Origin of the sequence: Salinicoccus siamensis (assembly GCF_042429615.1) — a bacterium.
In the GTDB taxonomy this organism is placed as follows: Bacteria; Bacillota; Bacilli; order Staphylococcales; family Salinicoccaceae; genus Salinicoccus; species Salinicoccus siamensis.
The window spans coordinates 17,720-35,882 of sequence record NZ_JBHMAH010000007.1 but is presented as its reverse complement, the minus strand read 5'-3'; the positions used below and the strand labels follow the sequence as shown (position 1 = coordinate 35,882).

General features: G+C 47.4%; 19 protein-coding genes. 9 read left to right on the top strand and 10 right to left on the bottom strand.

The window, feature by feature from the left end:
* Positions 1–7: 7 nt before the first annotated feature.
* Entirely contained in the window at positions 8–1,030 is a 1,023-nt protein-coding gene (locus ACFFLE_RS03165) for a M42 family metallopeptidase (RefSeq protein WP_380569743.1), read from the bottom strand.
* Between the two features lie 254 nt (positions 1,031–1,284).
* On the opposite strand from ACFFLE_RS03165, the gene ACFFLE_RS03160 reads away from it, so the two are divergent.
* Positions 1,285–1,677: a VOC family protein gene (locus ACFFLE_RS03160; RefSeq protein ID WP_380569715.1), complete on the top strand. Its 393-nt coding sequence runs from the start codon at positions 1,285–1,287 to the stop codon at positions 1,675–1,677.
* 54 nt (positions 1,678–1,731) lie between these two features.
* On the opposite strand, the gene ACFFLE_RS03155 is transcribed toward ACFFLE_RS03160, so the two are convergent.
* The 3 genes from ACFFLE_RS03155 to ACFFLE_RS03145 all read right to left on the bottom strand — a co-directional run bounded on the left by ACFFLE_RS03155 (position 1,732) and on the right by ACFFLE_RS03145 (position 3,584).
* On the bottom strand, positions 1,732–1,887 hold the full coding sequence (locus tag ACFFLE_RS03155) for a hypothetical protein (RefSeq protein WP_380569714.1): 156 nt from the start codon (positions 1,885–1,887) through the stop codon (positions 1,732–1,734).
* Between the two features lie 411 nt (positions 1,888–2,298).
* The gene (locus ACFFLE_RS03150) at positions 2,299–2,736 is read right to left on the bottom strand and encodes a GNAT family N-acetyltransferase (protein WP_380569713.1); all 438 of its coding nucleotides are present in this window, start codon (positions 2,734–2,736) and stop codon (positions 2,299–2,301) included.
* A gap of 47 nt (positions 2,737–2,783) precedes the next feature.
* Positions 2,784–3,584 carry a class I SAM-dependent methyltransferase gene (locus ACFFLE_RS03145; RefSeq protein ID WP_380569712.1) on the bottom strand — a complete coding sequence of 267 codons (801 nt, stop codon included), beginning with the start codon at positions 3,582–3,584 and terminating at the stop codon, positions 2,784–2,786.
* Positions 3,585–3,703: 119 nt separating this feature from the next.
* Here ACFFLE_RS03145 and ACFFLE_RS03140 point away from each other — a divergent pair, with 119 nt between their 5' ends.
* Positions 3,704–4,372, top strand: a complete 669-nt coding sequence (locus tag ACFFLE_RS03140) for a type 1 glutamine amidotransferase domain-containing protein (protein ID WP_380569711.1) — start codon at positions 3,704–3,706, stop codon at positions 4,370–4,372.
* Between the two features lie 119 nt (positions 4,373–4,491).
* Here the strand turns inward: ACFFLE_RS03140 and ACFFLE_RS03135 are convergent, their stop codons facing one another.
* On the bottom strand, positions 4,492–4,962 hold the full coding sequence (locus tag ACFFLE_RS03135; RefSeq protein WP_380569710.1) for a DinB family protein: 471 nt from the start codon (positions 4,960–4,962) through the stop codon (positions 4,492–4,494).
* 198 nt (positions 4,963–5,160) lie between these two features.
* Here ACFFLE_RS03135 and ACFFLE_RS03130 point away from each other — a divergent pair, with 198 nt between their 5' ends.
* Positions 5,161–6,345, top strand: a complete 1,185-nt coding sequence (locus ACFFLE_RS03130) for an NAD(P)/FAD-dependent oxidoreductase (RefSeq protein ID WP_380569709.1) — start codon at positions 5,161–5,163, stop codon at positions 6,343–6,345.
* Positions 6,346–6,410: 65 nt separating this feature from the next.
* Complete coding sequence (locus ACFFLE_RS03125) at positions 6,411–6,896, top strand: GNAT family N-acetyltransferase (protein WP_380569708.1); 486 nt, start codon at positions 6,411–6,413, stop codon at positions 6,894–6,896.
* Between the two features lie 104 nt (positions 6,897–7,000).
* Here ACFFLE_RS03125 and ACFFLE_RS03120 read toward each other — a convergent pair whose 3' ends face one another.
* Positions 7,001–7,225: an SHOCT domain-containing protein gene (locus tag ACFFLE_RS03120; protein ID WP_380569707.1), complete on the bottom strand. Its 225-nt coding sequence runs from the start codon at positions 7,223–7,225 to the stop codon at positions 7,001–7,003.
* Between the two features lie 158 nt (positions 7,226–7,383).
* Between ACFFLE_RS03120 and ACFFLE_RS03115 the strand changes: the two genes are divergently transcribed.
* Entirely contained in the window at positions 7,384–7,977 is a 594-nt protein-coding gene (locus ACFFLE_RS03115) for a YdhK family protein (protein WP_380569706.1), read from the top strand.
* 68 nt (positions 7,978–8,045) lie between these two features.
* On the opposite strand, the gene ACFFLE_RS03110 is transcribed toward ACFFLE_RS03115, so the two are convergent.
* The gene (locus tag ACFFLE_RS03110) at positions 8,046–10,088 is read right to left on the bottom strand and encodes a heavy metal translocating P-type ATPase (protein ID WP_380569705.1); all 2,043 of its coding nucleotides are present in this window, start codon (positions 10,086–10,088) and stop codon (positions 8,046–8,048) included.
* A gap of 261 nt (positions 10,089–10,349) precedes the next feature.
* On the opposite strand from ACFFLE_RS03110, the gene ACFFLE_RS03105 reads away from it, so the two are divergent.
* Positions 10,350–10,520 (top strand): hypothetical protein, encoded by a 171-nt coding sequence (locus tag ACFFLE_RS03105; protein ID WP_380569704.1) that lies wholly within the window; start codon positions 10,350–10,352, stop codon positions 10,518–10,520.
* A gap of 75 nt (positions 10,521–10,595) precedes the next feature.
* The gene (locus ACFFLE_RS03100) at positions 10,596–12,056 is read left to right on the top strand and encodes an MDR family MFS transporter (protein WP_380569703.1); all 1,461 of its coding nucleotides are present in this window, start codon (positions 10,596–10,598) and stop codon (positions 12,054–12,056) included.
* A 38-nt stretch (positions 12,057–12,094) separates the two neighbouring features.
* On the opposite strand, the gene ACFFLE_RS03095 is transcribed toward ACFFLE_RS03100, so the two are convergent.
* The 3 genes from ACFFLE_RS03095 to ACFFLE_RS03085 all read right to left on the bottom strand — a co-directional run bounded on the left by ACFFLE_RS03095 (position 12,095) and on the right by ACFFLE_RS03085 (position 15,924).
* Positions 12,095–13,483: an MDR family MFS transporter gene (locus ACFFLE_RS03095; RefSeq protein WP_380569702.1), complete on the bottom strand. Its 1,389-nt coding sequence runs from the start codon at positions 13,481–13,483 to the stop codon at positions 12,095–12,097.
* Positions 13,484–13,576: 93 nt separating this feature from the next.
* Positions 13,577–14,803, bottom strand: a complete 1,227-nt coding sequence (gene pepT, locus ACFFLE_RS03090; RefSeq protein WP_380569701.1) for a peptidase T — start codon at positions 14,801–14,803, stop codon at positions 13,577–13,579.
* A gap of 59 nt (positions 14,804–14,862) precedes the next feature.
* A complete protein-coding gene (locus tag ACFFLE_RS03085; RefSeq protein ID WP_380569700.1) occupies positions 14,863–15,924 on the bottom strand; it encodes a D-alanine--D-alanine ligase family protein in 1,062 nt (353 codons plus the stop codon).
* 430 nt (positions 15,925–16,354) lie between these two features.
* On the opposite strand from ACFFLE_RS03085, the gene ACFFLE_RS03080 reads away from it, so the two are divergent.
* On the top strand, positions 16,355–17,197 hold the full coding sequence (locus tag ACFFLE_RS03080; protein ID WP_380569699.1) for a prephenate dehydratase: 843 nt from the start codon (positions 16,355–16,357) through the stop codon (positions 17,195–17,197).
* Positions 17,198–17,250: 53 nt separating this feature from the next.
* Positions 17,251–18,144: a cation diffusion facilitator family transporter gene (locus ACFFLE_RS03075; protein ID WP_380569698.1), complete on the top strand. Its 894-nt coding sequence runs from the start codon at positions 17,251–17,253 to the stop codon at positions 18,142–18,144.
* Positions 18,145–18,163 lie beyond the last annotated feature (19 nt).

The window sequence follows — 18,163 nt, the reverse complement described above, 5'->3', positions numbered from 1 at the left end:
TCTGATCTTATATATACGCCATAATCAGCTCAAATGTATTCCTTATGGCCTCCGTATGTGTACGTTCCATGCCATGACTGCTTGCAACGCCTGGTCCGATGAGTGCACCTTTGATGTTTGCGCCGGCGCGTAGGGCTGCAGATGCGTCACTGCCGTACATCGGATAAATATCAACGGCATAGTTGAGCTCCTTACGTTTTGCATGATTGATCAGATCTGTAGTCATACCGTAATCGTAGGGGCCGGAGGAGTCTTTGGCGCAGATGGACGCATCGAACTCTGTACATTCAAGGTCCAGCCCAATGCATCCCATATCGACTGCGAGAAGTTCTGTGATGTCTTCTGGTATCCATGACGCCCCATGACCGACTTCCTCATAGGTGGAGAAGATGAATTTCAGATTTGTGGCAGGCAGAATATCTTCTGTCTTCAGGGCCTTCAGTACACTGACCAGGATGGCGACAGATGCTTTATCATCTAGGAACCTGGATTTTACAAACCCTGAATCGGTGACGACGACTTTCGGATCATAGGCAATGATGTCCCCGTTCTGGATACCCAATCCCTTTACATCTTCTTTACTGCTCACACGCTCATCCAGCTTTACAATGAGATTATCGATATCACGCTCTTTAGTCGCTGCATCTTTGTAGACATGGATCGATGGCGACTTGGATAGGATTGTCCCTGTAAACACTTTGTCATCACGTGTGATGATATCGCAGTATTCACCATCAAGTGTCGGTGTGAGCGGTCCGCCGATCTTGGTCAGGGACAGTGTACCGTCATCATTGATTGAACGCACCATCAGGCCGAGTGTATCGATATGGGCACTGAGCCCGCGGGTGCGTTTTGTGTCCTGACCTGCCACACTGACGATCAGATTGCCTTTCGGCGTTGTCTCCGTATCATAGCCCACTTCTTCAAGCGTCTCACGCACGTAGTCCACCGCATGCTTCGTATACCCCGACGGGCTGTTGATCGACAGCAGTTCTGTCAAAAAGGAAATTGTCTCTTCTTTTTTAAACATATGATCATGTATGAACAAAATTCAATTTGTCCATATCCTCCCCTCCATATTCTATAAAACTTCAACAATTAGAATTTTACCATATTCCTAACCTCTGGGTTGAGGGAATAAAAAACATGGATCCATCAATCTATTCCTAGTCTAATACCGTCACCTGCACCATGTCCTTTATATCTTCAACTCCTTTATGGAAAACGTTTCATGTACACCATCAAGTCCTTTGATATAATGAAGTAAACTAAAGGAGAGTTTCCATGAAATCAATCGCTCCATTCCTCACGTTCCAAGGCAGTGCCGAAGCGGCCATGCGCTACTATGAAGAAACATTCAAGGATGCACACATACGCATGCTGACCCACTATGGGGAAGATACCCCTGAAATGGCCGGCAAAGTGATGCAGGGTGCCATCCAGATACAGGGCCAACTGATCATGGTGATGGACAGCCAGACACCTGCAGAATTCACATTCACTCCCAGCATGTCATTCTTCATCGAATGCATGTCCTCTGATGAAATCAACCTCTACTACAGAAAGCTCAAAAAGAAAGGCGCCATACACATGCCTTTGGATGAATACGGATTTTCGAGGCAATTCGCCTGGATACAGGATCAGTTTGGCGTCACATGGCAGCTCAATCTATCATGATGAATACAAAAAAGGCCGTCCCTCTTCTTATCAGGGACGACCTTTTTTGTATTATTATGCAGTTATTCTAGTCAGAAATCTAGTAAAGATTGATCTTTTAGTGCGTGGTTCCTTCTCTTCTTCCTTTTCAGCAAGGTGAGAATAGCTTTCAGCTATTTTCTTGTACTCTTCAAGGCGAAGTTCGGCAGTAATGCGATCAGTTGAGAACATTAAAAATTCCTCCTGTAAATTTGTAATATAATTTATATATAAATATTTAATTATCTTTCTTTATGTATATAATATACCATTATATCAGTACTTTATCAAGTATATTGTGATGTTTTTACCAAAATAAATCTATTGATAATTTTTAAACAATTCTAATAAAATTTTAAAAATATGTAATATAATTTCATTAATATTACGTTAATAGATACCTTATGCCTTAATTTGAATCATTATGCATATGCAATCGGTTTCTTTGCGGATAAATGCATTGAACTGGTATTTTCTGAATATAGATTATCTTAGGGACATTTATGCAGCGTGAAAAAAAGAATTTTCCTCGCGGACACTCCCCCTCTTCCATTGGAATTATGCATTGAATTCACAACTTGCATAATAAAAACGGATCAGGCCTTATGCCTGATCCGTCTGGTACGTCATATCGATATGGGGGATGCCATCTTCCAGATGCACTTCCGAAGTCTTCTTGAAGCCGAACTGCTGATAGAACCTTTCCAAGTGGGCCTGGCCATGCAGATAGACCTTCTCACCTGGGTGCACCTTTCCTACATAGTGCATCGCCTGTTCCATCAACGCTTTACCGAGCCCTTTTTTCCTATGGTCTTTCCTGACGATGACCCGACCGATCGCAATCGGTTTCCCCGGCACAATCCTCAAATAGGCTGCGATGCCCGATTCATCCTTCTTATAGATATGGGTGCATTCCGGATCTCTGCCATCCACTTCCTGATAGGGGCATTCCTGTTCGACGACGAACACGGAAGTCCTCAAGCGGTATATCTCCTCCAGTGTCGCGACATCCAATTCCTCAAACGATCTAACCTGCCACATGCCTTTCCCTCCCTGCTATCATCCATAAAACAAAAGCGATGCATTCATCAGTCATTTTTTATATTTTTATTCTTTAGTATGGCGACACTGAGTATATGGGGAATCGTGTGTACCGTATCAGGGAAGTGTTCTTCCAGGTATGAGGCTACCCGCGCCAATGTGTTCTTCCGCTGCTTCTCCTTCATGCCTGCCACCCAAGATACAGAGGACAGTCTGCCGATCCACTCTTCATTGGTGAACTTTACATCGTAATCAATCTTGAACAATTCCATCAGGTCAAAACGTGAAGTTTTCCATTCCTCAAACCACTCAACCGGAAAACTGTTGATCATCTGAGTCGTATTGTCTTTTGTGCCTGCTGGCCGGATTTGTCTATCTGGCGAGTAGTTCTGTATCGTCTTCATCGATTCTTTGACGATTTTGGATGCGGAGGTGAACCCTGAATCCATGATGATCAGATACCCACCGGGCTTCAGGATTCGTTGCACTTCCTTAATCGTCGCTTCCCGGTCGAACCAATGCCAGGCGCGCATGACTGTAACGATATCGTAGTTTTCTTCGATCAATCCCGTATCTTCAGCATACCCTTCCCTGAAGACGACTTCCAGCTCATCTCCAATATGTTTCCGTCCAGCTTCAATCAGTTCAGGGGAAGGCTCCACAGCATCGATCACGGCGCCTCGTGCGCTGAGCATTTTGCTGAGTAGACCGGGACCCGCTCCAAGCTCTGCCACTTTGCTGCCTGAAATGGCGACTTCACGCATTTCCAATTCAGGTATCAGACGTTCTGGGATATCATTTCTATACTTAAGGTAATTGTCCGCTACATTGCCAAAATCGACTTTCATTTCTTTACCCCCATACGAAGATATGATTGATAAATGGACCCATTTCAAACTCTAGTTTCCATTTAAGATTAAGTATAACATGATAAGGGTAAATCAAATAGAAAGGAGAGGATATCATTATGAGTAAATCAGTATTGATCATCGTGACCAACCATGGGACGATAAACAACGACGACAGCAGACCGACAGGACTATGGCTGAGCGAAGCGGCTGAACCGTATCATGTCTTCCAGGGAGCAGGCTATAGAGTGGATTTCGCATCTCCAAAAGGTGGCGCAGTACCGCTCGATCCAAATTCCCTGGAAGATGGACAGGACGAGAACGAGAAAGACATCATCAAACTGCTTCAGGACACTAAACGTGTCAAGGACATGGTCTATGAAGGCTACGATGCAATCTTCTTCGCCGGAGGGCACGGCACAATGTACGACTTCCCTGGGCAGGCGGATATTCAGAATATCCTTGCGTTCTTCAAAGATGACGGCCGCACGATTGCAGCAGTCTGCCACGGCCCTGCAGCATTTGCAGATGCCAAGACTAAAGATGGCAAATATGTGGTCGATGGCGTCAAACTCACAGGTTTCACAAATGAAGAAGAGAAAGCCATGAAACTCTACGACGATATGCCCTTTGCACTCCAATCCAAGTTGGAGGAAAACGGCGCAGGATTCGTAGTTGGGGAAGCAATGGAGGAACATGTCGTAAAAGATGGCCAATTCATCACAGGACAAAATCCAGCTTCAGCTGAAGCTGCTGCCCAGGCAGTTATAGATAAACTCGGAAAATAATATTTGCACACCGGCCTTTTAAGGCCGGCTTTTTTTATCTTCTGAACCTCTGATACCATCAGACAAAAAAGACCGGCATCCAAATGGATGTCGGCCCTTCAATATCTTATTGGACTATTTTAGGATACGCCCCTGTTGTCCAGTACACGCTTCATCTCCTGCATTTTACCTACGTGCATCGCTTCATGGAGTGCAACAAATCCAACCTGTTCATAACGCTTGGTCATGCCCATGAACTCGCGTGGAAGATCCTCCTGAAGCACTTCTTCTTCTACATCTTCAAGACGTGCCATGTGACCGCGCAGTAATGCTTCGATCTCTTTGGTATCTGGTGTATCATCGTCGAAGTCATCAGGACTTGTCCCTGTTCCGAAATACTTTGCATACTTTTTATGCGTATCTGTATTTTTATCCGTGACAGCAGCCGTAACCATTTCCATCATCGTTGCGACATGTCCGAACTGCCAATGCAGGCTGTTGTTGAAGCCTTCAGGGATATGGTGCATATCTTCTTCGTTAATTTTATCAAATACGCTCATAGTCCAGTCACGTACAGTGTTCAATTCAAAAAGTAGTAGTTCTTTAGCCATTGATGTTGAACCTCCATTTTGTGTTTTTGTCATCTATACATTACATACCCGTTCACTGCTGTTTTATTCATATAAACATCTCGAATTTTCCATTTTTCAGTTGGATTGCATTTTTACTCCGCACAGGAGATAATGTTTCTAAGTAAACGTTCTCAATTACAGTCTTCAGATACTCATTATATTTTGGAGGGACTTGTTATGGAACATCATCAAATTCTAATCATCGGTGGGGGCACGGCCGGCATTACAATGGCTGCCCGCTTAAAACGGCTGTCGCATACTCTGGATATCGCAATCATGGACCCTGCAGAAGATCACTATTATCAGCCTCTATGGACACTGGTCGGTGGGGGTGAAGTGACGAAGGAAGAGACTGGACGCAAGGAAGCCACCCTGATTCCTAAAGGCGTCAGATGGTACAAGACACCTGCCAGTGAAATCGATCCCTATGGACAAACCGTTAAAACGGAATCGGGCACTGAAGTGCACTATAACTATCTTGTAGTCTGTCCGGGGCTTCAGCTTGACTGGGATAAAATTGAAGGATTGGCAGATGGGCTTGGAAAATACGGAATATGCAGCAACTATTCCTATGAGCATGTCCAATACACATGGGAAATGATCAGCAACTTCAAAGGAGGGCGCGCCCTCTTTACCCACCCGGCCTCCCCCATCAAATGTGGAGGGGCACCCCAAAAAATCATGTATCTTGCGGAAGATGCCTTCCGGAGGACAGGTATACGCGATGACTCTGAAGTGATGTTCAGGTCAGCCAACCCCTCCATCTTCCCCGTTGAAAAGTACAGCAGGACCTTGGATGCGGTAATAGAGCGACGGGACATCCGGACTGGTTTTAAAAAAGATCTTGTCAAAATTGATGGCCCCAACAAAAAAGCCACATTCAAACACGTGGAGACCGGAGAAACCGAGACACTGGACTATGATATGATTCATGTCGTGCCCTACATGAGTGCACCCGACTTCATCAAAGGCAGCGCGATTGCCGATGGAGCGGGTTGGGTCGATGTAGACGCCTCTACGCTCCAGCATAAGAAGTTCAAAAATATATTCAGCCTGGGAGACGCCTCCAACCTGCCGACTTCAAAGACAGGAGCGGCCATCAGAAAGCAGGCTCCTGTAGTCGTCTCCAACCTGCATGCCCTGATCAAGGGCAATGCGCCATGGAGGCGGTATGATGGCTACACTTCATGTCCCCTGGTCACAGGTTATGGCTCACTTGTCATGGCGGAATTCAAATATGATAATGTCCCTTCCGAAACCTTTCCCTTCAACCAGGCTAAAGAAAGAAGGAGCATGTATATCATGAAGAAATACGGCCTGCCGGCCATGTACTGGCATGGTATGATGAAAGGACGCATGTAAGCAGCGCCTTCCGCTGCACTGACTTTACCTGAGCGGAATAAAACATCAGATATGGAGGGGACACCATGAACCCAAAGATTCGTGAAATGACGAGTTCAGATATTGAAGCTGTACAGGAGACGGCCACCGCCAGCTGGCATGCTGTATATGAAGGAATCATCCCGCTCGATATCCAGAACCGTTTTCTAGACCTGGCCTACAGCACAGACATGATGCACCATAAACTCACCCAATCCCATATGTTCGCAGCTGAAGAGGACGGGCGTGTGATCGGCTTTGCCGAATTCACTCCACCTGACGCAGACGGAAAGACCATGCTCAACGCCATCTATCTGCATCCGGACGCCCAGAATAAAGGAATCGGCACTCTATTGCTGGAACACGGGGTGGAACAGATTGAAGATATGACCACCATCTATGTCGAAGTGGAAAAAGAAAATATGATCGGCAGACGATTCTACGACACCAAAGGATTCAGGATGGTCAAGGAATATGACGATGATTTCGATGGCCATATACTGAAGACCGTATTGATGAGCCGTGACATTTAGCTGGGGCCGGACGTCTTGATGCAACGTACATTACACTCAGACTGCGGGCTCATACAAAAACATCCGGATGCTTCATACAGAGGGCACCCGGATGTTTTTTGCCGTTAATTTCCAATTTTCTCTCTTAAACGCTCATACTCTTCTTCTGAAATTTCACCTTTGGCAAGACGTTCGTTCAGTATGCCTAACGCGCGATCTTCTGGCTGCCGATCATTGTTTCTATTGTTCCCCTTAATGACCCAGATCAATATGAGGAAGAGCGCAATGATGACAATCAGATCGAAAAGACCCAAACCGAAAAATCCGCCCATGCCATAACCATGCATCATTTCATACCCTCCATTCGATTTATGCCCTTAGCCATAATATATCAAAAGCTAAGGTAATTTGTGCCGCCCGGGGTTCCATTTTCTTTTTTTGAAAAAAGCACATAAAATGCGAAATACGCGGGTAAGGTATATTAGATCAATATATTCGGAGGGATTGCATGTTAAAGCACAAAATTTCATTGGGCTTCCTATCCATCTTCACCGCCCTTACGTTGACTGCCTGCGGTGAAGCGGCTGATACAAGCAGCGACGAAGTACAGACAACTGAACCACAGTCTGAAGAAAGTAGCGGCATGGAGCATTCTGCAGATGAGATGTCCAGCACAGGAGAAGTACCTGATGATTTAGAGGAAGCAGATGATCCAAAATTTGAAGTGGGCAGCACTGCCATCATCCAGGCTGATCATATGTCAGGCATGGATGGTGCTGAAGCAACCATCTCGGGTGCCTTCGATACGACGGTCTACACAGTTTCATACATCCCTACAAATGGTGGGGATAAGGTTGAAGACCATAAATGGGTGATCCATGAAGAACTGGAAGACCCGGGTGATGCACCGCTTGAACCAGGTGATGAGGTCGTCATGAATGCACAGCATATGGTCGGTATGAAAGGTGCTGAAGCCACAATCGATTCGGCTAAGCAGACGACCGTATACATGGTCGACTTTACAACCACCGATACCGATGAGGAAGTCGAGAACCATAAATGGGTTGTCGAAAGCGAACTGGCTTCACCTGAGTCCAAGTAAAGTGCCACTGATTGATAAAGCGTCCATCCTTTCAGGATGGACGCTTTCTTTATATCCAACACGGTGCATCATTCCATTTCAAAGCGATGCAGGAGCTGGGCGTTGATGGCGACGATGATTGTACTCAAACTCATCAATATCGCACCAACAGCAGGACTCAGCACAATGCCCCATGGCGCGAGCACCCCAGCTGCCAACGGAATCGCAAATACGTTGTAGCCTGTCGCCCATACCAAGTTCTGGACCATTTTGTTGAAGGTTTTCTTAGATAGGCTGAATATACCCAGAATATCTTTTGGATTACTCTCAACCAGTATAATGTCTGCACTATCCATTGCGATATCGGTACCTGCGCCTACCGCAATGCCGACGTCAGCTTCAGTTAACGCCGGTGCATCATTGATGCCGTCCCCCGTCATTGCGACGACCAATCCACGTTCTTTTATTTCCGCCACCTTCTTGGCTTTTTCATCCGGCAGCACTTCCGCATAGACTTCATCTATGCCAATCTGCTGGGCTACATAATCCGCCACTTTTTGGTTATCTCCGGTGAGCATCATGGCTTTTATATTACGCTTGTGCAATTGGTCGATCGTCTCTTTTGCACTTTCCTTTATCTTGTCGGCTAGAGCGATGGCACCTGCCAACGATTCGTCGATGACCAGGAACACCACAGTCTTCCCTTGGCTTGACCAAGTATTGAAATTATCATCATCAAATTCCATCTTCTGTTCCTTGACATATCCGGGGCTCACGACCTTCACATTTTTGTCGTCGATCGTCCCTTCAATTCCTACACCCGTTATGGAATTGAAATCCTTCATTTTATACAGTTCCAGTGAGCGTCTGTCTGCTTCGTCGATTATGCCTCGGGCAATGGGATGCTCCGAATCATTTTCCACAGTTGCCGCGAAGCTCAGCATCGCATCTTCATCCATGTCGCCGAATGTCTGAACATCGGTGACCCCGAATTCACCTTCGGTCAGTGTACCCGTCTTATCGAATATTACAGCATCGATGTTCCGTGACTGTTCAAACTGTGGCCTGTTGCGTATAAGCAGCCCATGTTTAGCCGACAGGGCGGTGGATACTGAGATGACCAACGGTGCCGCGAGCCCTAGGGCGTGCGGACATGTGATGACCATCACGGTAACCATCCTTTGGATTGAAGTATCAATGCTTGCTCCGATACTGATCCATACGAAGAATGTAATGATGCCAGCTGCCAATGCGATATAGAACAGCCACTTGGCGGCCCGGTTCGTAATATCCTGCGTCCTCGACTTCGAGGCCTGCGACGCCTTCACCATTTCAATCACTTGATTCAGGTAGGAGTCATCCATCAGCTTTTCCACTTCGATCGTAAGGGAGCCTTCTTTATTGATGGATCCGCCAATCACTTCATCATCAGTTGTCTTTTCAGTCGGTACGGACTCTCCTGTAAGCATTGATTCGTCCACTTGGGAAGTCCCTTTAACGATTTTACCGTCCAGGGGTATCTTCTCGCCAGGTCTGACAAGCAGCAGATCGCCAGTCTGCAGATCATCCACCGCGACTTCTTCCACCTCATCGTCAGCAGAAATGCGGTTTGCGGTGTTCGGCATCAGTGAGGCCAGCGATTCCAACGCCTGTGATGCGTTGCTGATGGAGCGCATTTCTATCCAATGGCCAAGCAGCATGATCAGAACCAGCGTCGCCAGCTCCCAGAATATCTGTTCCCCGTTGAACCCGAAGACAACTGCCATGCTGTAGAAGAATGCAATGGAAATCGCCATTCCGATCAGCGTCATCATGCCTGGTTCTTTTCCTTTAAGTTCGTCCACGGCGCCTTTGATGAAAGGCCAACCTCCATAGAAATAGACGAATGTCGAAAGCGCGGCTACGATATACATGTCTCCCGGAAAGCGCCAGTCGACCCCCATGAACCCCTGTATCATCGGTGACAGCAGTACGATAGGAATCGTCACGACAAGTATTATGAAAAATTTCCTGCGGAATTCGCCCACCATATCTCCGTGGTCGTGTCCTCCGTGGTCATGTCCTCCATGATCATGTGAATGATGGGCGTCATGATGATCGTGTGATGCGCTGTTATCCTTATGATCCGTCATTCTAATCACTCCTTGTATTCATTTCACTTTTATTATACCCTTTAGGGGTATTTATTCCAAGTGGTTTCTTATCAAATGAAAGGCGGGATTCAAATCAATGATGCGAATTTCCTTCATCCAGAAGCTGGTGCTGCAAGCTGATTGAATTCATCGTTTTTTCCTATATAATCGATAGTGTGGATGAATTTCCATATCCTCTCCTCACCTCCAGAACTCCATGATGGGGATCTAATCCAAATAAACTTGAAGGAGATTTATATAGTGACACGTTTTCTGCTCAACCTCATTCTGATGGGCATCATTACATTGGCAATCTACTGGCTGATCACCTCACTGGCACCGTCATTCGGAAGTTTTGCCATACCCGTTTCACTGCTGCTCGGCATTACGATCGGCTTCTATATCTACATCACCATCGACAACAGATTATAGCGAGTGGAATCCCTTGCTTATTTCGTAAATCGGAATATAATAGGACTATTGATTTTAGAGAAATAGAGGGATTCCATGAAACAAAACATACAACAGAAACCGGATTACCGTTTGATTTTCATACTATTGTCCGGTGCTTTCGTCGCACTGCTTTCCAACACTTTTCTGAATGTCGCCTTGCCGTCCATTAAAAATGACTTTGATATCACGACCTCCACTGTGCAGTGGGTGTCCACGGCCTATATGCTTGTCAGTGGCATTGTCATTCCGACCACCGCTTTCCTGATGCAGCGCTTCAGTTCCAAAACACTTTTCCTGGCTGCCATGCTGCTTTTCCTGACAGGTACACTCGTGGCCGGACTATCGCCCGAATTCTATGTCCTGTTAATTGGCCGGATGATCCAGGCTTCAGGCTCAGCAATATTGATGCCGCTGCTGATGACCGTCATGATCACGAGCTTTCCGCCTGCCCGCCGCGGAACGGCCATGGGCTTGTTCAGCCTGGTCATGTTTTTTGCGCCGGCCATCGGGCCCACACTATCGGGATTTATCGTCCAAAGCTATTCCTGGCATATGCTGTTCTTCATGATGGTTCCAGTATTGCTGATCGTCCTTACAATCGGATGGTTCAAACTCCCTAAAACAGAAACTAAAGATGCCATAAAGATCAATATTCCTTCAGTCATCCTATCCACGCTTGGTTTTGGCGGCATACTATATTGCTTCAGTTCAGCGGGAAATGGTGGGTGGACGCGTCCCGACGTCATCATCACGCTCGTTATCGGATTCATCAGCATTTTCCTTTATGTACGTAAACAGACCCATATGGCACAGCCGATGCTCGATTTTTCAGTCTACAAGTTTCCGATGTTCACCCTATCCTCCATCCTCATCGGCACAATGAATATGGCACTGTTCTCAGGCATGATCCTCATGCCCATCTACCTCCAAGACATCCAGGGGATATCGCCGATCGATACAGGACTCCTGTTATTGCCGGGCGCCCTGATCATGGGATTTATGAGCCCAGCCTCTGGTAAGCTCTTCGACATGTTCGGGCCGAAGCGGCTCGCAATCACCGGTCTCCTCCTGACCGTCGTAACCACCTACTTCTTCAGCCGGCTGACCTTCGACACCAGCTATGGCTTTCTGATCATGCTCTACTCGATCCGGGCATTCGGCATGACGCTCGTCATGACACCGGTGATGACCAACGGGATGAACCAGCTGACACCCAAACTGACACCGCACGGCTCTTCCATCAACAGCATGTTGAACCAGGTATCTGGTGCCATCGGTACAGCACTTTTGATCACCGTCATGCAGAACAGGATGAATGCAAAACTGCAAGGTGTTTCCTCAACTGACGACGCCGTCATCAATCAGGCCATGCTGGACGGCATAAATTTTGCCTTCCTGATCGCCACATTGATGCTTCTGGTGGCACTTGGCCTATCCTTTATGCTTAAGCGGGTCACCACGGATGAAATCCTGGAAGACGGCATAACAAAAGCACGTCCAATAGAAGAGGATTAAAAAAGGCCAGCCCCCAATGGGGCTAGCCTTTTTCATCGTCATGCTTTTGGACTCTTCAACCTGAATGACAGAATCAGTCCGACTATTGAGAGGAACGTCGCGAACATGAACGCGTAGTTCACCCCTTGGATCATGCCCTGCATACCTTCAGATGGCACTTGCGTATTCGTCATGATGGATACAAGCAAGGCAGTCCCCACCGCACCCGCAATCTGGCGCATCGTGTTGTTCATGGCGGTGCCGTGTGGAATCAGTCTCGAAGAGAGCTGATTCAAGCCTGCCGTGGTGGAAGGCATCATCACCATCGAGACACCGAGCATCCTGAATGCGTTGACTGTCGTCAAGTAGAAGAATGATGTCTCCGGCCGGATGAAGGTGAATAGGAGCGATCCCAAGGTTACGAGCGATAAGCCGATGATCGCCAGCCAGCGGGCGCCGAATTTATCGAACAGCCTGCCGGTGACAGGACTCATCCCTCCCATGATCAAGGCACCCGGCAAGAGCATCAATCCGGATTCAAATGCTGTGAAGCCCATCATGTCCTGCATGAGTATCGGCAGAATGACCGCCCCACCAATCATTGACATGAAGACGATCATGCCAAGTGCTGTGGTCAGGGCAAAAATCTTATTCCTGAACACCCTGAATTCAAGGATCGGCTGCTCCAGCTTCTGCTGGCGTTTGATGAACAGATATAGGATTATGGCGCCAAAGCCGATTGACAGAAGTACCGGCGCACTCGTCCATCCCGCACCTCCAGCGATGCTGAAGCCGTAGAGCAAGCCGCCGAATCCGAATGTCGACAGGATGATCGACGGCACGTCCAGTTTCGGATTTGTCCGTTCCGTAACGTTTTTAAGTATGAAGTATGCCACAACCAAGTCGATTATGACGATCGGCAGGATGATGAAGAATAATCCGCGCCAAGGGTACTGTTCCACAAACCAGCCCGAAAGCGTCGGACCGATGGCCGGTGCAAAGCCGATGACAAGTCCGAATATGCCCATGGCCTGCCCTCTTTTTTCCAGCGGATAGATCAGGAAGATGATGGTCTGCATCAATGGCATGATGATCCCGGCACCAGATGCCTGCAGCACGCGGCCCATCAGCAGCACTCCGAAGTTTGGGGAGAGGCCGGCAACCAGTGTACCGATACCGAACAGTCCCATCGCCGTAAAGAAAAGTGCCCGTGTCGTAAATTTATTGATCAGGAATGCTGTGACTGGAATCATGATACCGTTGACCAGCATGAATATCGACTGCAGCCACTGGGCCAGATCGGCCTCTATGTTTAGGTCCTCCATAATCGGTGGGATAGCAGTGGCTAAAAGCGTCTGGTTCAATATCGCAGCAAAAGCACCTGAGACAAGGACAGCCATCAATGGCAGCCGCTTGATTGTTGAACTGGGGTGCTGTTCATTAGCCATTATTTATCCCTCTTTCATTTCTAAAACATAAAATAGTACTTCTGCCTGGCGGCAAAAGTACTTATCATTATCAAGATATTCTACAGCGCAACGTTACTTTTGTAAAGCGGCATTCCTGCTGATTTCGACGATCACAGACGCAGCTTTTACCATATTGTCAGTGGAGATATATTCGAATTTTCCGTGGAAATTCTCGCCACCGGTGAATATATTCGGTGTGGGCAGACCTTTATACGAGAGTTGTGAACCGTCCGTCCCACCCCTTACTGGCTGGATGACCGGTTCGATATCCAACGATTCCATAGCTTCTCTGGCAAAGTCTACGATTTCCATACGCGGCTCGATCTTATCCCGCATATTATAGTATTGGTCCGCCATATCCAAATGTACACGGTCCTCCCCGTACTGGGCCCGGAGCGCTTCTACATGGGATTTCATTTCCTTTTTCCGTTCCTCGAAGCGCGCCGCATCGAAATCCCGGATGATATAGGACGCTGTTGTTTCTTCAACATCACCGGTGACATTGGTGAGATGGAAAAAGCCTTCGTAGCCTTCCGTATGTTCAGGCGTATCTTCTGGATCGAAGCGAGTGATGAATTCTGCTGCCATGCGCCCCGCATTCACCATCTTGTCCTTCGCTGTACCAGGGTGTACACTGTTGCCGGTGAATGTAACGACGGCAGATGCTGCGTTGAAACTCTCATATTGAAGCTCGCCCAATGGACCGCCGTCCACTGTATAGGCGAAGTCTGCACCGAACCGCTCGACATCAAAATCACGGGGGCCCCGTCCAATTTCCTCATCTGGTGTAAATGCGACCCTTATGGTGCCATGTTCGATTTCAGGATGTTTGATGAGATGCTCCATGGCAGTCATGATTTCTGCAATTCCAGCCTTGTTGTCCGCACCAAGCAACGTTGTTCCATCAGTGGTCATCAGTTGATGCCCTATGTAATTTTCGAGCTCCGGAAACTCGGACACGGACAGGACGATATCTTTTGCTTCATTCAGGACGATGTCCCCACCTTGATAATCGACAAGTTGCGGATTGACATTTTGGCCGGTGAAATCTGTCGCCGTATCCACATGGGCCAAAAAGCCGATTACAGGTGCACCTTCTACATTAGCCGGCAAAGTCGCCATCAGGTAGCCATTGTCATCCACCTCGACCTCGTGCATCCCCATCTCCTGCAATTCTGTCTCCAACAGCCTGATCAGTTCCCACTGTTTAGCTGTAGAAGGCACACTTTTACTTGAAGCGTCCGACTGCGTATCAATTTTCGCATACCGCATCAATCTCTCCGCCAATTGCTTCTTCACTTTTCCCATCCCCAATCCTGTTTTAATGTTGTGATTGATATTCATATACCATTCCGAGATTACGTCAAATCCGTCTTCAATGCCTTTTCCCTTGAAGACCGTTCACGGGCCAGGCTGATCAGCTGATCCAGCAATTCCGGATAGGCAATGCCTGAAGCTTCAAGTAGCTTAGGATACATGCTGATGCTTGTGAAACCGGGCAGCGTGTTCACTTCGTTGACGATGACCGCGTCCTGGTCGGTCAGGAAGACATCGACACGCGCCATCCCTTCACAATCCAATGCCCGGTATACATCAAGTGCTGTCCGTCTTATCGCATCAGATGTCTGGAGCGGCAGTTTCGCCGGTATTTCAAGGGCTGCCCCGTCCTCATCCTCATACTTCGACTCGTATGAATAGAAGTCGGTGTTTGCAACAATTTCACCTGGTACCGACGCTGTCAGTTCCGCATTACCCAAAACGGACACTTCGATTTCCCGGCCGTTGACCGCACTTTCAGCCATCACTTTCGTATCGAATTGGAAAGCCAGAGCGACTGCTTCGTCAAATGATGCTTTATCGGTCACTTTCGACACCCCGACTGATGATCCCTGGTTTACCGGTTTGACGAACATCGGCAGACCCAGCTGTTCTTTTGCGATATCGAAATCGACATCTTCTTTTTCATCATATCGATACACCACCCAGTCTGCAACTTGGATGCCTTCCAATTTCAGCAGGCGCTTCGTCATATCCTTATCCATGCACACAGCGGAACTCCTCACGTTGCACCCTGCATACGGTATCCCCATCATTTCAAGCACACCCTGCACAATGCCATCTTCCCCTGCAGTACCATGCAGTATCGGCAGCATGACATCAAAATGGCAAGGACCATTTTGTGAAGTGAACTGCTGTGACGGCAGGATGGATAACTGTACAGCATTCTCACCGTCCACCAGTGTTTCAATTCCCTTATTGTGGTCGGCGAGCAGCCACTCGCCTTCTTTCGTGATGTGGATCAGGCTGACATCGTACTTCGTTTTATCCAAGGCTTCCAGTACGCTCGCAGCAGAACGCATGGAAACCTCATGTTCCGTCGACTGCCCGCCATATAATATACCTATACTCATTTTTTCCATATGAACACTCCTCGTTACATTGCACTACATCATATTCTAGAATGACAATTTAATATTATCACAGAGTGCGTCTGACTTCTTCAATTTATATTTGATTTAAATCTGATGATGTCAATATTTTACTGAATATATTGACAATTTGTAAGCCGGTTGGTAACATGGATGCATTATTGATGAAGCGAGTGTGTCCTATGGAAATGTACACATCAGATCAATCGAATGTTTTCTTTTTCAGCCATTTTAGATAGCGTCCATGTGCCATCACGGATGTGGACGCCCTGAATCCAAGGTGGCTATTTGAAGTGGGCATTTCCATTTTCGGCCATCGGGCGATCCGTATGGCTGGGTGCATCATACCAAAACCATCCGGATTTTCCTGGCACAGGAGAATAGGATGGTTTTTTTATTATCATATTAGGAGTGGATTATTATGCTGATTGGATATCAAGGTACAGAAGGGTCCTACAGTGCCCTTGCATGCAAGGCGTTCATGGGCGAAGCGCCCTACACGACTAAAGGGTATGCAACTTTCAAATCACTTGTCGACGACATGATGCGGGGTGTGGTCGATTACATTGCCCTACCCGTTGAAAATTCCACCAGCGGCCCGATTACGCGGACGATCGACCTTATGAAATATCTCGAGGTTAGTGCTGTGGATGAAATATACATTAAGATCGATCATGCCCTCATCTCCAAGGTGCCGATGGACGTAGGACAAGTCCAGCATGTCTACTCGCATCCGGAGGCGCTGGAACAGTGCCATGGCTACTTAAATGACCATCCGAAAATGAAGCCCCATCAATACTCTGATACGGCAGAAGCGGTACAGATGGTGAAGAACGACGGGGCCGACACTATGGCTGCCATAGCTGGAGCCCATGCCGCTGCACTCTATAATATGCATATCATCAGCGAAAACATCAGCGACAATCCGCTAAACACAACCCGCTTCCTGATTTTCAGGAAAGGACGGATTACGGACGCCGGTGGAGACAAGACTTCCCTCTATATCGAAACGGATCATAGTGCCGGCTCTCTAAATGAGATTCTGAACATATTCAGCACGCACAGCATCAACCTGTTGAACCTCACTTCCAGGCCCATCCAGCATAAACCGTTCTCCTACGGCTTCTTCATCGATGTCGAGACCGGTACGGGTGATGTACTAAATCGTGCCCTCAATGATGTAGGGAAAGCCGGCAGATACATCAACATCCTTGGGGCCTACCGTAAAGGCGCGGTGCCCTGTTATAGAGACGTTCAGTGCTAATCGAGCCGTATTTGTAGTATAATGGGAAGGAATATAAGAAAGGAGGACTACATATGAAACAAAATTATGCAGAACGCCTCATCATCATATCGATTGTTGGCGCCATCGCTTTTGCCGTACTCGGTATCGTGTGGGGTATCATCGCAAAGAGCCAGATGATACAGTTTGACGGGTACTACTCGTTCATCAGTGTCATTCTTTCATTCATTTCCATGGTCGCACTGCGGTTCATCAAAAAAGAAGACCCAGAGCGGTTTCCCTTCGGCAAGGAAAGCTTCATCCCATTGACGATCGTCATCAAATATTTCGGCCTCCTTGTACTGATCGTCATTTCGCTTGTCCAGGCACTCGCCACTTTGTTTACAGGTGGAAATGAAGTCGCCATGTCCTCGGGGGTTATCTATGCATTCATTTCTACGGTCGGGTGTTTCATTGCCTATTTCTATTTCAGGAAACATGGCAAAAATAATGAATTGATTGCGGCGGAAATGAACCAATGGCATATGGATGCACTGCTCAGCCTCGGTGTCTTTGCCGGTTTCATCGTAGGATGGGGGCTTGCATTTACACCACTTGATTTCATCGTACCGTTTGTGGACCCACTGATGGTGCTGTTGGTGGCCGGCTATTTCATAAAGGTACCGCTGGCGGAAATGTATGGTGCACTGAGGGAATTGCTTGAGATGGCGCCTGAACATGTCATTTCACAAGAAGTGGCCGGCCATGTTTCTGAACTCGGCAACACCTATTCTTTTGATTCCTATGATATGCGGCTCCAGAAAATGGGGAGTAAGCTATATATAGAAGTCGATTATGTCGTCCCCCGGGGCAGCCCAATCGACATCAGAACTATGGATGATATACGCCATCAGCTCAAGGAACGACTTCAAGAGTTGCCTTTGAACCTTTGGACTACAATCGTTTTCACGCACGAGAAACGCGGATGAAAAGCCAAAACGCCGGATG